This window comes from Thioalkalivibrio halophilus (assembly GCF_001995255.1).
In the GTDB taxonomy this organism is placed as follows: domain Bacteria; phylum Pseudomonadota; class Gammaproteobacteria; order Ectothiorhodospirales; family Ectothiorhodospiraceae; genus Thioalkalivibrio; species Thioalkalivibrio halophilus.
This window is the reverse complement of record NZ_MUZR01000008.1, coordinates 62,437-75,624: the sequence shown is the minus strand read 5'-3', so window position 1 is coordinate 75,624 and position 13,188 is coordinate 62,437. Positions and strand designations below refer to the sequence as shown.

General features: G+C 67.4%; 11 protein-coding genes. 9 read left to right on the top strand and 2 right to left on the bottom strand.

What is annotated here, in order from left to right:
* The first annotated feature begins 66 nt into the window (after positions 1-66).
* Both B1A74_RS03435 and mltF read left to right on the top strand, forming a co-directional pair.
* The gene (locus B1A74_RS03435) at positions 67-927 is read left to right on the top strand and encodes a diiron oxygenase (RefSeq protein ID WP_077243768.1); all 861 of its coding nucleotides are present in this window, start codon (positions 67-69) and stop codon (positions 925-927) included.
* Positions 928-990: 63 nt separating this feature from the next.
* Positions 991-2,472, top strand: a complete 1,482-nt coding sequence (gene mltF, locus B1A74_RS03430) for a membrane-bound lytic murein transglycosylase MltF (protein ID WP_077243767.1) — start codon at positions 991-993, stop codon at positions 2,470-2,472.
* Between the two features lie 5 nt (positions 2,473-2,477).
* Here mltF and B1A74_RS03425 read toward each other — a convergent pair whose 3' ends face one another.
* A complete protein-coding gene (locus tag B1A74_RS03425; RefSeq protein WP_024328836.1) occupies positions 2,478-3,389 on the bottom strand; it encodes an NAD(P)-dependent oxidoreductase in 912 nt (303 codons plus the stop codon).
* 53 nt (positions 3,390-3,442) lie between these two features.
* On the opposite strand from B1A74_RS03425, the gene B1A74_RS03420 reads away from it, so the two are divergent.
* Together B1A74_RS03420 and B1A74_RS03415 are read left to right on the top strand one after the other, a co-directional pair.
* Positions 3,443-4,315: a DMT family transporter gene (locus tag B1A74_RS03420; protein ID WP_018946061.1), complete on the top strand. Its 873-nt coding sequence runs from the start codon at positions 3,443-3,445 to the stop codon at positions 4,313-4,315.
* A 121-nt stretch (positions 4,316-4,436) separates the two neighbouring features.
* The gene (locus tag B1A74_RS03415; protein WP_208855974.1) at positions 4,437-5,693 is read left to right on the top strand and encodes a thioredoxin domain-containing protein; all 1,257 of its coding nucleotides are present in this window, start codon (positions 4,437-4,439) and stop codon (positions 5,691-5,693) included.
* Positions 5,694-5,831: 138 nt separating this feature from the next.
* Here B1A74_RS03415 and B1A74_RS03410 read toward each other — a convergent pair whose 3' ends face one another.
* Positions 5,832-7,190, bottom strand: coding sequence for an NRAMP family divalent metal transporter (locus tag B1A74_RS03410; protein ID WP_077243765.1), 1,359 nt, complete (start codon positions 7,188-7,190; stop codon positions 5,832-5,834).
* A gap of 215 nt (positions 7,191-7,405) precedes the next feature.
* Here B1A74_RS03410 and B1A74_RS03405 point away from each other — a divergent pair, with 215 nt between their 5' ends.
* From B1A74_RS03405 to B1A74_RS03385, 5 genes are all read left to right on the top strand, one after another.
* Positions 7,406-8,311 carry an ABC transporter ATP-binding protein gene (locus B1A74_RS03405; protein ID WP_077243764.1) on the top strand — a complete coding sequence of 302 codons (906 nt, stop codon included), beginning with the start codon at positions 7,406-7,408 and terminating at the stop codon, positions 8,309-8,311.
* A 6-nt stretch (positions 8,312-8,317) separates the two neighbouring features.
* Positions 8,318-9,106 carry an ABC transporter permease gene (locus B1A74_RS03400; RefSeq protein ID WP_018946065.1) on the top strand — a complete coding sequence of 263 codons (789 nt, stop codon included), beginning with the start codon at positions 8,318-8,320 and terminating at the stop codon, positions 9,104-9,106.
* A gap of 113 nt (positions 9,107-9,219) precedes the next feature.
* Positions 9,220-10,809: a methyl-accepting chemotaxis protein gene (locus tag B1A74_RS03395; protein WP_077243763.1), complete on the top strand. Its 1,590-nt coding sequence runs from the start codon at positions 9,220-9,222 to the stop codon at positions 10,807-10,809.
* A gap of 79 nt (positions 10,810-10,888) precedes the next feature.
* Positions 10,889-11,668, top strand: a complete 780-nt coding sequence (locus B1A74_RS03390) for an FKBP-type peptidyl-prolyl cis-trans isomerase (RefSeq protein ID WP_024328841.1) — start codon at positions 10,889-10,891, stop codon at positions 11,666-11,668.
* The gene (locus tag B1A74_RS03385) at positions 11,668-13,185 is read left to right on the top strand and encodes a S10 family peptidase (protein ID WP_244269158.1); all 1,518 of its coding nucleotides are present in this window, start codon (positions 11,668-11,670) and stop codon (positions 13,183-13,185) included. Before B1A74_RS03390 ends, B1A74_RS03385 begins: the two co-directional genes overlap by 1 nt.
* The last annotated feature ends 3 nt before the right edge of the window (positions 13,186-13,188 follow it).

Here is a 13,188-nt window from a genome sequence, read left to right as displayed (position 1 = left end):
GGTCCCGCAGCGGTTTGCGAGTATGATTCGCGCGACTGACTGCAGCCATTGCCCGGTGATCCCCTGATGAATTCGTCGCAGGAGCTGCTCGACCATCTGAGCCGCAACAGCGCGCCCTACGAGGATCCGCTCCTGCGAGTGGAATGGGAGACGTTATCCCTGGACGATTTCTGGATCCCGGAACAGGCCATCTCGCTCTACGGGACACCCGAATACGAGCAACTGCCCGAGGCGCTCAAACGGCGCCTGTCGCAATACGAATTCATCTACTTCATCAGCGGGGCCCTGTGGCTGGAGGGGCTGTTCATGGAGCGCATCGCGCGCATCTCGATGCACTCCGCCGACCGCCTCGACCGGCTCAATTACCGTCTGCACGAACTGCGCGAAGAAGCCGGTCACAGCCTGATGTTCATCGAGTTCATGCGGCGCAGCGGTCTGGAACTGCCGATCCGGCGGTTCCCCAAGCCGCGCATGGCCACGCTGGTCGGACGCTTCGCCCCGTTCGAATCGGCGGTGTTCTGGATCGCGGTGATGATCGGCGAGGAGGTCCCCGACCGCATGAACCGGCTGATCCGCCGCCACCGCGAGGACATCAGCCCCGCCGTGCATGACGTGGTCACCACGCACATGATCGACGAGGCCCGGCACATGGCCCACGCCCGGGATACGCTGGAACAGCACATGGAAACCCTGCCGAACTGGCAGAAGATGCTGTACCGCCCCCTGATGCGCCGGGTGTTCCGCCAGTTCGTGCACGCCTTCTATTACCCCACGCCGGACATCTACCACCTTGCGGGACTGCCCGAAGGCCCCGATTACCGCCGGATCGCGCGGAACAACCCGCAGCGGGCCGCGTTCATCGACGACTGCGTGGACCCCGCCCTGCAGATCCTGCGCCAGCAGGGTCTCGTACTCCACTGGCGCTGACCCGAACCGGCCGCTGATCCGGATCACGGATCCGGAGCGGCACGATGCGCTACCCTTCGGCCCATGCGCCCGACCCACCGCCTCCGCCCCGCACTCTCCACGCGCCACCAGATCGAACTGGGCGTGTTCATCGTGGTGCTGGTCGCGCTCGCCCTGCGGGTGTGGCTGCAGCCCGCGCCGGTCACCGAGCAAATCCAGTTCCGCGAGGAACTGCGGGTGGCCTTCGTGGAACACGCCCTGGGCCGCTCCGACCTGGCGGACTACGGCGGGCGCGAACAACTGGAACTGGAGCTCCTCGACCGCCTCGCCGAACGTCTGGGCGTTTCCCTGGAGGTCCGGCGCGTGGAACGCCCCGCGGATGTCCACGCCCTGCTGCGGGCCGGTCGCGTCGATCTTGGAGCCGGTCTTCTGGTACCGCCGGGCGACGATTCCGGACTACGACGGGGCCCCGAGATTCTCGAGGTTCAGCGTATCCTGGCCTACTGGCGGGGTTCCGCGAACGGCGGCCCCCTGCTGTCGCCCATGGACATCCCCGCAGGCAGCCGGATCGGCGTCCCCGCGGGGGCATCGCTGCCGCCCATGCTGCATCGCCCGCACCGGGAGGATGGCCAGGATGACGTCGCCACCACGGACCCGCACGAGATCCTGCCCCTGCCCGGGCCGCAGCTCATGCGCGACGCCCTGGAGCGCGGCGAGATCGATTTTGCCCTGATGACATCGCTGGAATACCGGCGCCTGCAGCGGCTGCATCCCGAACTGCGCGCCGGGTACGAACTGTCCGGAAACACCCCGGTAGTCTGGCTGTTGCCCGACCGTGGCGACACCAGCCTGGAGCGCGAGGCACGGGCACTCCTGGATGAACTGCGGGGGCACGGCGCGCTGGAGCGGCTCATCGATCAGTATCTGGGTCACCTGGAAACCCACGACCTGGTCGATACCCTGACCTTCGAACGACGCGTCCATGACCGTCTGGAACGCTTTCGCGATCTGTTCGAGGCCGCCGGCGAGGAATACGGCCTCGACTGGCGCTTCATTGCCGCCGTGGCCTATCAGGAATCGCACTGGAACCCCGACGCGGTCTCGCCCACGGGGGTGCGGGGCCTGATGATGCTGACCCGGGCCACCGCGCAGGATCTGGGGATCCCCGACCGCACCGATCCACAGGCCTCGGTGGACGGGGGCACGCGCTACCTGCTGCAGATGCGCGAACGCCTCCCCGAAAGCATCCCCGAACCGGACCGCACCTGGATGACCCTGGCCGCCTACAACGTGGGCCTGGGGCATGTGAACGACGCACGTGCGCTGGCCGCCAACAACGGCGACGATCCGGACCGCTGGGTCGACGTGAAGGAATGGCTGCCGCGACTGGCCGAATCCCGCTGGTACGAACAGACCCGGCACGGCTACGCCCGCGGCTGGGAGCCGGTCAGCTACACCCGCAATATCCGCAGTTACTACGACAAGCTGATGCAGCGCTTCCCCGAACCCGGCGATCGCGCGCAGCCCCCCGCCCCCGGTTACCGCAACACCCCCCTGGCACTGTAGCCGGGTTATTCGGCACGCCCGCCCGACGATCCGGCACAGTAGCGTGCCAGCAGGGACACGTCGGCGTCACCGCGCCCGTCCGCGCAGGCGGCGTCCACGGCAGCGCCGATCCGCCGGACCCCGTCCAGTTCCAGACCCGTGCGCCGGGCCAGCTCGGCCACGATCCCGGCGTCCTTCTGGTAGAGTCCCAGCTGGAACCCGGGCTCGAAGTCGCCGTCCAGCAGCCGCTGGCCGTGCACCTCGAGGATCCGCGATCCGGCAAAACCGCCCAGCAGCGCCTCGCGGATGCGTGCGGGATCCACGCCCTGCCCCTCGGCCAGCGCAAAGGCCTCGCCGATCGCCGCCAGGGTTTCGCCGACCACCAGCTGGTTGCAGGCCTTGGCGATCTGCCCGGCACCGCTGTCACCGACATGGGTGAGCGTGGAGCCCACGGCCTCCAGCAGGGGCCGGATCTGCTCGACCGCGTCCGCGGGCCCGCCGATCATCAGGCTCAGGGTACCGGCGCGGGCACCGGGCTCGCCCCCCGAAACCGGGGCGTCGATAAACACCATGTCACGCTCCGCCGCGGCGCGTGCGAGCTCGCGGGAACGTACCGGCTCGATGGTGCTGTGGTCGATGATGATCAGGCCCGGACGACCGTGTTCGAGCACCCCGCCGGGCCCCTCCATCAGGGCCGCGACGTCGGGCGTATCCGAAACGTTGAGCACCAGGACACGGACCTGCGCGAGCAGCCCGGCCAGATCCCCGTGCACCCGGGCACCCTCCGGTTCGAAGGCCCGCGCCTGTTCCGGACGTCGGGCCCAGACATGCACCTCGGCCCCCGCAGCAAGCAGGTTGCGGGTCATGGGCGCGCCCATGATGCCCAGGCCCACGCAGCCGACCGGCTGCAACGCGGCGGGGATCGTCGCTGACGACATGGAAAACTCCTCGGACTGGAAATCCGGCCAACGTAGCAGAAAAGGAGCCCGCATTGATTCGCAACCTCAGTCCGCACGCCACCGGTGCCCTGTTCGCGTTCATCGGAGTCATGGCGATCAGCTTCGACGGCCTGCTGGTACGCCTCGCCGATGCCAGCGCGCCGGACATCCTGTTCTGGCGCGGCCTGTTCATGGCGATCACCCTCACCGTCGTGCTGCGACTGATGAACGGGCGCTGGACCTGGGCCTGCATGCAGCGCGGCGGCATGGACGCATGGTGGACCGCGACCGGATTCGCTGCCACCAACTATCTGTTCGTCCTCGCGGTTTTGCATACTACCGTCGCGAACGCCGTGGTCATCCTCGCCGCCTCGCCGCTGTTCGCGGCCCTGTTTTCGGGCCTGATCCTGCACGAATGGATCCCGCTGCGGACCTGGGTCGCGATCCTGCTCAGCCTGGCCGGCATCGTCGGCGTGTTCGCCGGCTCGCTGGAAACCGGCGGCTGGCTGGGGGACCTGTTCGCGCTGGGCGCGGCCATGGTGGTCGGCCTCAAGCTGACCCTGCTGCGCCGTTCGCCGCAGATCGACCGGCTCGCGGTGATCGCCACCGGCGGCCTGCTGGGCGCGGTGATTGCGCTCTTCTTCGCCGCGCCGCTGGCGGTGTCGGCCACCAGCCTGGCCACACTGCTGCTGATGGGCGCGGTGCAGCTGCCACTGGCGCTGGTGATGATCGCCCTGGCCACCCGCCACCTCCCGGCCGGGGAAGTCGCCCTGTTCCTGGTCCTGGAAGCGGTGTTCGGTACCCTGTGGGTCTGGCTGTTCCTGGCCGAGGCGCCGCCGCTGATGACGCTCGTCGCGGGGACGGCCGTTCTGGTAACCCTGGCTCTGCACGCGCTGGCCAGCTGGCGCGACGACGAGGCACGCTGAAAGCCGGTTATACTCGGCGACAGGGAACAGTACGGGGAGCCCCATGCCGGGAAGGCACGATCCACCCGCGAAGAGTCACGGACATCCGGCACGGAGGTACGCGTTACTGGCCTGGATATTGATGGGCTTCCTGCTGCTGTCGCTCGCCGGCGGCACCGCCCAGGCCCAGACCCCGGGTGGCGAACCCGACGACGCCGACGGGGCCTCCCCTGCCATCACCCTGCATTTCTTCTGGACCCGCGAGTGCCCCCGCTGCCTCGACGCACTGCCCGTGGTCCATCAGCTGGCGCAGGACTACCCCTGGCTGGACGTGCGCAGCTACGACCTGACCGCACACCCGCAACTGGGCTCGCTCTACCGCCAGATGGCCGCCGAACGCGGCGAACAGGCCCGGGCGGTGCCCGGTTTCCTGTTCTGCGGCGCGATGCTCGAGGGGTTCGACACGCGCGGACGCCAGGAGGCCCGGCTGCGCGAACTGCTGGAGACCTGTCACCGGCGGGTTCAGGCCGGCGAACCACCCGAGCTGGAACGCGCGCTGTGGACCGAGGCCGAACCGCTGCGCCTGCCCCTGTTCGGCGAGCTGCACCCCGACCGGCTGTCCCTGCCGGCGCTGACGCTGATCCTCGCGGGCTTCGACGCGTTCAATCCCTGCGCCTTCTTCGTCCTGCTGTTCCTGCTGAGCGTGGTAGTGCACAGCCGCAGTCGGGGCCGCATCCTGCTGATCGGCGGGGTCTTCGTAACCATCTCGGGGGTCATCTACTTCACCTTCATGACCGCCTGGCTGAACGCCTTTCTGGTGCTCGGCGAGATGCCTCTGATCACGCGCATCGCCGGGGCCGTGGCGCTGGCGATGGCGCTGATCAACATCAAGGACTACTTCCTGTTCAAGCGCGGAGTATCGCTGAGCATCCCGGACTCGGCCCGGCCCGGACTGTTCCGCCGCATGCGCGAGCTGACCCAGGCCGACAGTCTGCCCTGGGTGCTGGGCGCCACCGTGGTCCTGGCGGTGGTGGTCAACCTCTACGAGATCCTGTGCACCCTGGGCTTCCCGATGATCTACACCCGGATCCTGACCACCCACGACCCCGGGGCCGTGGGCTATTACGGCTATCTGCTCGCGTACAACCTGATCTACGTGCTGCCGATGCTGGCGATCGTCGCACTGTTCGCCTTCACCCTGGGCAACCGCAAGCTGCAGGAACACGAGGGGCGCCTGCTCAAACTGCTGTCCGGGATGATGATGCTGGCGCTGGGCCTGTTACTGCTGCTGCGCCCGGACCTGCTCTCCAGCCCCGCGTTCGCGATCGGGGCGATCGGCGTGGCCGTCCTGCTGACGCTGATCGTGCGCCGGCTCACCCGAGCGCGCGCCTCGAGCTGAGGTAATTCCTGTCACAAGGAGCCTGCCGGCACGCGAATGCATTCGCGGCCAGGGCCGCTCCTGCGGCACCTCCACCACACCTGCCTGTGGGAGCGTGCTTGCACGCGAACGCGATATGCGCCGGGAATCTCCCGGCAATCACACCCGGGCCGTCGGCTCGAACGGGACGACCAGAGCCTGCTCCTCCTCCTGGATCCGCTCGCGTTCTTCCTCGGCCGCATCCTGCAGCCCGAAGAACCACACCACGAACAGCAGCGTGAACACGATGAAGAACGTCATCCCCGCCCAGGACAGTACATGCATGACCGGACCCGGGCGATCCTTTTCCGGCACCTCCGGACGCTGGATGGCGCGGTAATTGAGCCAGGCGAACACCGGCGAGGTCAGGAACGACACCACCATCGCGAACTGCAGCATCGCCAGCAGATCGGTCAGCAGAAACTGAATAATCACGATGCAGGCCACCACCGTGAACAGCAGCCATGCGACCAGAGTGCGCCGCAGCCCCGTCTCCGGGCGGTCGAACAGCAGCAAGGTGCTCATCGCCAGCGAGCGCGGCCATCCGTCCATGCAGGTCAGGGTAGTACTGAACATCGCGGAAAACGCCGCCAGCACGATCAGCCAGTGCGCCCAGTCGCCGATGGTCGAGGTATACATCTCGATGAAGCGAGCGGAGAACTCGCCGGCCGTCATGTCGGCCAGCTCGATCCCTGCGCCGGCGCGATACATCACCAGCGCACCCAGGGCGAGGAAGAACACCGCCAGGACCACGGTCACGATGTAGCCGATGTGGAAATCGGTGGTCGACTCGCCCACCGTGGCGCGGTGGCCGGTCTCGATCTCGCGCGAAGTCCGCCACAGCGACGGCCACGCCGCGATGTCGATGGGCGCCGGCATCCAGCCCATGAACATGATGATGAAGCCGATGGAGGCAAGGTCCCAGGGATCGCGTCCGACGAACCCCTCGGGGATCTCCGCACTCTGCCAGATCGCCACGATCACCGCGGTCAGGGTGGACACCGCCAGCAGGAACACCACCACCTTGGCGATCTTGTCCAGCAGCTGATAATGCCCGGCGATGATGATGGCGGCACACAGCAACAGGATGCCGATGGCGATCCCGGTTACATGCTCGGCCGCATCCACGAACGGGAACGCCAGAAACAGACTGGCGGAGATGAACGCGACCCCCGCGGTATTGAGGAAGGCGTTGACCAGATTCAGGCCAAAGAAGGCCGCGAGAAGGCCCTTCCCCATGCGCCGGTAGCCATGCAGGATCGTGTCGCCGGTGGCCGCGCGGTACTTCACCGCGTACAGGAAGAACGGGTACTTGAACAGGTTGGCCAGCAGCAACAATCCCAGCAGGGACCAGCCGTAGAGTGCACCGGCCTGGGTCGAAGACACCAGATGGGAACCGCCGATCGCGGCGCCGGCCATCAGGATGCCCGGCCCGATGGCCTTGCCCAGATCCGTCCGGGGTTGCCAGAACAACTGCATCGATCACCTCGCGTTGGCCGGAACAGTCTGCCGCAGAGCTGCTGCCTTTACAGGAGCGCGCTTGCGCGCGAACGCGGCGAAGGGTAGCGCATTGCCCCGGCGACGACCATGGGCACCGGAAATCCCCGTGCTGTCCTGCCCCCTTCGCGGCACCCGGCGGGAACACCTTACACTGTGCGGGATCCCGACTACTCGTTTTGCGAAAAGGACACCCCTTGACCGCCATCCGCATCCAGGACCTGCGCAAGTGGTACGACGGCACGCCGGTGGTGGACGGCGTCAACCTGGACATCCCGGAGGGCGAGTTCTTCGGCCTGCTGGGCCCCAACGGGGCGGGCAAGACCACCACCCTGCGCATGCTGCTGGGCCTCACGCCCATTGATGCCGGTCACATCGAGGTCCTCGGCCGGAGCATGCCCGAGGGCGAGCGGGCGGTCCGCCACCGACTGGGCGTGGTGCCGCAGTTCGACACCCTGGATCCCGATTTCACCGTCAGCGAGAACATGACCACCTATGCCTCGTATTTCGGCCTGTCCGGCCCGGCGCTGCACACGCACATCGACCGGCTGCTGGAACGGGTGAACCTGAGCGACAAGCGCGACGCGCCGATCCAGTCACTGTCCGGGGGCATGAAGCGCCGCCTGACCCTCGCCCGCGCGCTGATCAACGACCCGGCCGCGGTGATCCTCGACGAACCCACGACCGGACTCGATCCCCAGGCCCGTCACCACCTCTGGCGACAGCTGCGCGAGCTGCGTGCCTCGGGCGTCACCCTGGTGCTGACCACGCACTACATGGAGGAGGCCGAGGAGCTGTGCGACCGCATCGCGATCATCGACCATGGCCGCATCATCGCCTGTGACACGCCCGCCGGGCTGATCCAAGAGCACGTCGAGCCGTGGGTGGCCACGGTCGCCGGCCACGGCGCCGCCGCCTCCATCGAAAACGAACTGGGGCCGCGCGACCGCGCCCACCAGGTCGCCGACACCTGGCTGATCTACACCCCCGACCCGGAAGGCCTGCGCGGCCGGCTGGAGGCGCGCGGGGAACGCATGGGCCTGCGCGAGGCCAACCTCGAAGACGTCTTCCTCAAGCTCACCGGCCACGACCTGCGGGACTGAATGCCCATGCGCCAGCGCACCCACCCCCTGCTGCCCCGCCCCGGCCCGCGCCTGTTCACGGTGTGGCGCCGCAATCTGCGGGTGTGGCGCAAACTGATGCTGCCGGCGGTGGTCGGCAATTTCGGCGAACCGATCCTCTACCTGCTCGCGTTCGGGGTCGGCTTTGGCGCCATGGTGGGCGAGGTCGACGGCATGCGCTACATGGTGTTCATCGCCTCCGGCATCGTCGCCTCCAGCGCGATGATGACCGCCAGCTTCGAGGGCATGTACTCGGCCTATACGCGCATGGCAGAACAGAACACCTGGCTCGGCATGCTGGCGACCCCGCTGACCCTGGACGACATCGTCTTCGGCGAGGCGATCTGGGCGGCCACCAAGGGCCTGGTCAGCGCCATCACCGTGCTGATCGTCGCCAGCCTGCTGGGCCTGGTGACCGACGCGCGCGCCCTGCTCGCACTGCCGGTGATCTTCCTCGCCGCCTTTACCTTCGGCGCGCTGGCGCTGGTCGTCACCTCGCTGGCGCGCAGCTACGATTTCTTCCTCTACTATTTCACCCTGGCGGTCACGCCCATGCTGCTGCTCTCCGGAGTATTCTTCCCGCTGGAACAATTGCCCGACTGGGTGCAGACCCTGGCCTGGATGCTGCCACTGGCCCACGTAATCGAGCTGGTCCGACCCTTGATGACCGGCAGCTGGCCAGTGCAGTGGCTGCCCCATCTTGCCGTCATCACCGGCTACGGCGCCGTGGCCATCAGCCTGGCCAGCTACCGCATCCGTCGCCGCCTTCTTCGCTGACCCCGAAAAATCAATTGACAGCGCTAACAAAAGGGATTTAGCTTCAGTTCCGCCCGCAGCCGCCGTAAGCCTGCAAGAGACCCGGCAACACGGCCTTTCCCGAGGGGGGAAACATGAAGAAGAATCTTCCGGTCACCCAACGTGAGGTGGACTACCCCGAGAGCGCCAATATTCTTTCCACTACCAACCTCAAGGGCGCCATCACCTACGTGAACCCGGATTTCCTCCGGATCAGCGGTTTCGAGCACGAAGAGCTGATTGGCAAGAACCACAACGTCATCCGCCACCCGGACATGCCGCCGGCCGCCTTCGCCGATCTCTGGAACACCATCAAGAGCGGGCGCTCGTGGATGGGAATGGTGAAGAACCGCTGCAAGAACGGGGACCACTACTGGGTCAGCGCCTATGTCACTCCGGTCATGCGGGATGGTCAAGTGATTGAATACCAGTCCGTACGCACCAAACCCCGGCGCGAACACGTAGAAGCGGCCGAACGCGTCTATGCCGATCTGATGCAGGAGCGCACGCCACTGGCCCTGCGCCTGCCCCGGATGGGCATCAAGACCCGGGCCCTTGCTTCCATCGCCGGCGGGCTGGCGGCCGGGCTGGGCGTGGCCGCCACCTTTACCGGCCTGACAGCCCCCAGTGCCGCAGTGATCGCCGCTTCGGGACTGGTGGTGGGTGGCGGACTGGCGTGGAACGGTCTTTCTCCGTTATGCAACGCGGTCGCCCGGGCGCGCCGACTCACCGGCAACCCGGTCAGCCAGTACATCTATACCGGCCGCATGGACGAAGCCGGGGAACTGGAATTCGCCATGCGGATGCTGGAAGCCGAAGCCGGCGCGGTGGTCGGCCGCATGGGCGACGCGGCGGAACAGCTCGGCGAGACCGCCGAAGGCCTGACGGCCGCGGTCAATGAAAGCCGCTCCGCCTGCGACCGGCAGCAGCAGGAGACCGAGGAGGTCGCCAGTGCGACCAACCAGATGGTCAACAGTGTGCAGGACGTTGCCCGCAGCGCACAGAGCACCGCGGACGCCGCCGATCAGACCGATTCCGAGGCCCGCGAAGGCCAGGAAATCGTCCAGAAAAGTACCCGCTCGATCGAAACCCTGGGTGAAGAAGTTGCGCGCGGAGCCGCGGTCATGAGCGAACTGGGGGAAGAAAGCGAGAAAATCAGCAGCGTTCTGGACGTCATCCGGGGTATCGCGGAGCAGACCAACCTGCTCGCCCTGAATGCGGCCATCGAGGCCGCCCGCGCCGGCGAACAGGGTCGCGGGTTCGCAGTGGTCGCCGACGAGGTCCGCACCCTCGCCAGCCGGACCCAGAACTCCACCTCCGAAATCCAGGCGATGATCGAAAGGCTTCAGGACCGGGCCCGGGCCGCCTCGGAAGTCATGAACCAGAGCCATGAACAGGCCCGTGCGAGTGTCGACCAGGCCCGCCGGGCCGCCGAATCCCTGACTCATATCACCGAAGGGATCGCGCGCATACGCGACATGAGCAATCAGATCGCCGCCGCCGTGGAAGAACAAGGGACCGCCGGAGGCGAGATTAACCGCGGCGTGGAAACCATTCGCAGTGCGGCCGACACGACGGCCACGCGCGCCGGGGACAGCCATGGTGCCGCCCGTTCCGTCAGCGAACTGGCGGCCGGTCTGCAGAATCTCTCCCGACAATTCTGGGAGCAGCGGCGTCAGGGTTGAAGAGACACGGATTCATGCGCGCACTCACCGGGCCCGGTCTGGTAGGTTATTCCTCCTGCCAACTGGTTCCGGAGGGCTCATGAAGGCCTGGTTGTTTGCAATCTTCATCACTCTGATCCTGCCCGCCACCGCGCTGGCGGAAAACGTCCAGATCCGCGACCTCGAAAAAGGCGAAGGCCCCGAGGTCGTGCGTCATGACACCGTGACCGTACATTACACCGGCTGGGTGTACGAGGATGGCGAGGACCAGGGCGAACCCTTCGACTCCAGTCGCGACCGCGGCCAGCCGTTTACCCTGACCCTGGGCGCCGGCGAGGTCATTCCGGGCTGGGAGAAGGGCCTGGAAGGCATGCGCGAGGGCGGGAAGCGCGAGATCATCATCCCGCCGGAACTGGGCTACGGGTCACGCGGCGCCGGTGACGTGATCCCGCCGAACGCCACTCTGCGCTTCGAAGTGGAGATCCTGGAAGTGGAGCGGGCGCCCTTCGGCGGCCTGAACAATAACGAGCTGGCCGGGATGCTCGAACGCGACGACGTCACGATCATCGACATCCGCCGCCCCGACGAATGGGCCGAGACGGGGGTGGTGAAAGGAAGTCTGCGCATGACCGCCTTCGACGAACGCGGCCAGTTCATTCCGCAATTCGGTCAGGCGTTCACCGATGCGGTAGACCCGGATGACACCGTGGTCCTGATCTGCCGCACCGGCAGCCGCACCGGCGTACTGGCCCGCGCGCTGGCCGACGGTCTCGGGTACGAGGACGTCCATAACGTCACCGACGGCATCAAGCACTGGCTGGAAGAAGACCGCGTGGTGCAGCACGACTGCCCCGACACCGAGGAGACGGCGGTTTGCTGATGCGGCGACATGGCGGCCCCGGTGCCCTGGGTCTGGTCCTGCTGCTGCTCGCCGCCCCGGCACCGGGCGAAGAAGACAATCGCGAGGACCTTCCGGCGGTGCTCCCCGAGCCGGTGACCACCACGCATTCGCTGGAAACGGTGGACGGCGAACGGCTGGAGTACCGCGCGACGGTCGGCTACACCCCGCTGGGCGAGGATCGCGAACACCCCGAGGCGCGGGTCTTCAGCGTAGCCTATACGATGGGCGACGAAGAAGCCGACCGCCCGGTGACCTTCCTGTTCAACGGCGGACCGGGGGCGGCCTCGGCCTATCTCAACGTCGGCGGACTCGGACCGCGGGTGCTGGAGACCGACGAGCGTGGCCTGTCGGCCACCACCCCGCCGCGCCTGGTGGACAACCCGAAGACCTGGCTGGCATTTACCGACCTGGTCTTCGTGGATCCGCCGGGCACCGGCTTCAGCCGGGTCATGGAGGCCGGCGATCCCGAAGATTTCTTCGAGCCGGAGGGCGACCTGGCCGCGCTGGAAGAAACCCTGGAACGCTGGCTGGACGACCACGGACGGCGCGGCGACCCGGTGTACCTCGGCGGGGAAAGCTATGGCGGCTATCGCGCCGGTGCCCTGCCGGCGCGGCTGATGCGCAACTCCGGCATCAGCGTCTCGGGCACGGTGCTGGTCTCCCCCGCGCTGGATTTCGGCATGCTCGAGGGCGGCACCGGCCGCCCGCTCCCGCACGCACTGATGCTGCCGGCGCTGACCGCCTCGGCCCGCGCGCATGACCGCCTGGGCGATGACCCGCCGAGCCTCGAGCAGGCGGAGGCATTCGCGCTGGGGGACTATCTCGAAGGCCTGCTGCATCCGGACCGGATCGACGCGGACTGGATCGATGAAGTGGCCCGATTCACCGGGATCGACCGCGACCACCTGCGCGCGACCGGCGGCCGCGTCACCCTGAACATGGCGCAGCGTGGCCTGCTGCGGGACGAGGGCCGGCTGGTCAGCCTGTACGACGGCGGGATCGATTCGCCCGATCCGATCCCGACCCGCACGCGGCCGCGGGCCGATGCCATCCTCGACGGTCTGGTGGCCCCGCTGTCCACCGCCATGCTGGACCACCTGCGCAACACCCTGGACTGGTCACACGGGCATCAGTATCGCCTGCTCAGCCGCGAAGTCTTCGGTGCCTGGGACTGGGACAGCTCGCAGCGGACCGGCCCGGCCTCGGCGATGGACGACCTGGCCACCGCGCTGGCACTGGATCCCCGCTTTCGCATCTTCAGCGTGCACGGCGAGGCCGACCTGATCACCCCCTATTTCGCCACCGAATGGCTGCTGGGGCAGATCGCGCATGCCGCGGACCCGGGCGACGACGAGCGCATCGTCACCGGCCGCTATCCCGGCGGGCACATGCTGTACATGCGTGCCGACACCAACGCCGAGCTGTTCGACGACGCCCGGCGCTTCTACACCGGGCACGCAGCAGACGAGGACGGGGCCGCAGCGGACCCCGACTGACCG

Bases quoted from the DNA above. Each gene is read 5' to 3' on its own strand.
- B1A74_RS03435 (WP_077243768.1), top strand. From the start codon at position 67: ATGAATTCGTCGCAGGAGCTGCTCGACCATCTGAGCCGCAACAGCGCG.
- mltF (WP_077243767.1), top strand. From the start codon at position 991: ATGCGCCCGACCCACCGCCTCCGCCCCGCACTCTCCACGCGCCACCAG.
- B1A74_RS03425 (WP_024328836.1), bottom strand. From the start codon at position 3,389: ATGTCGTCAGCGACGATCCCCGCCGCGTTGCAGCCGGTCGGCTGCGTG.
- B1A74_RS03415 (WP_208855974.1), top strand. From the start codon at position 4,437: ATGGGCTTCCTGCTGCTGTCGCTCGCCGGCGGCACCGCCCAGGCCCAG.
- B1A74_RS03410 (WP_077243765.1), bottom strand. From the start codon at position 7,190: ATGCAGTTGTTCTGGCAACCCCGGACGGATCTGGGCAAGGCCATCGGG.
- B1A74_RS03400 (WP_018946065.1), top strand. From the start codon at position 8,318: ATGCGCCAGCGCACCCACCCCCTGCTGCCCCGCCCCGGCCCGCGCCTG.
- B1A74_RS03395 (WP_077243763.1), top strand. From the start codon at position 9,220: ATGAAGAAGAATCTTCCGGTCACCCAACGTGAGGTGGACTACCCCGAG.
- B1A74_RS03390 (WP_024328841.1), top strand. From the start codon at position 10,889: ATGAAGGCCTGGTTGTTTGCAATCTTCATCACTCTGATCCTGCCCGCC.
- B1A74_RS03385 (WP_244269158.1), top strand. From the start codon at position 11,668: ATGCGGCGACATGGCGGCCCCGGTGCCCTGGGTCTGGTCCTGCTGCTG.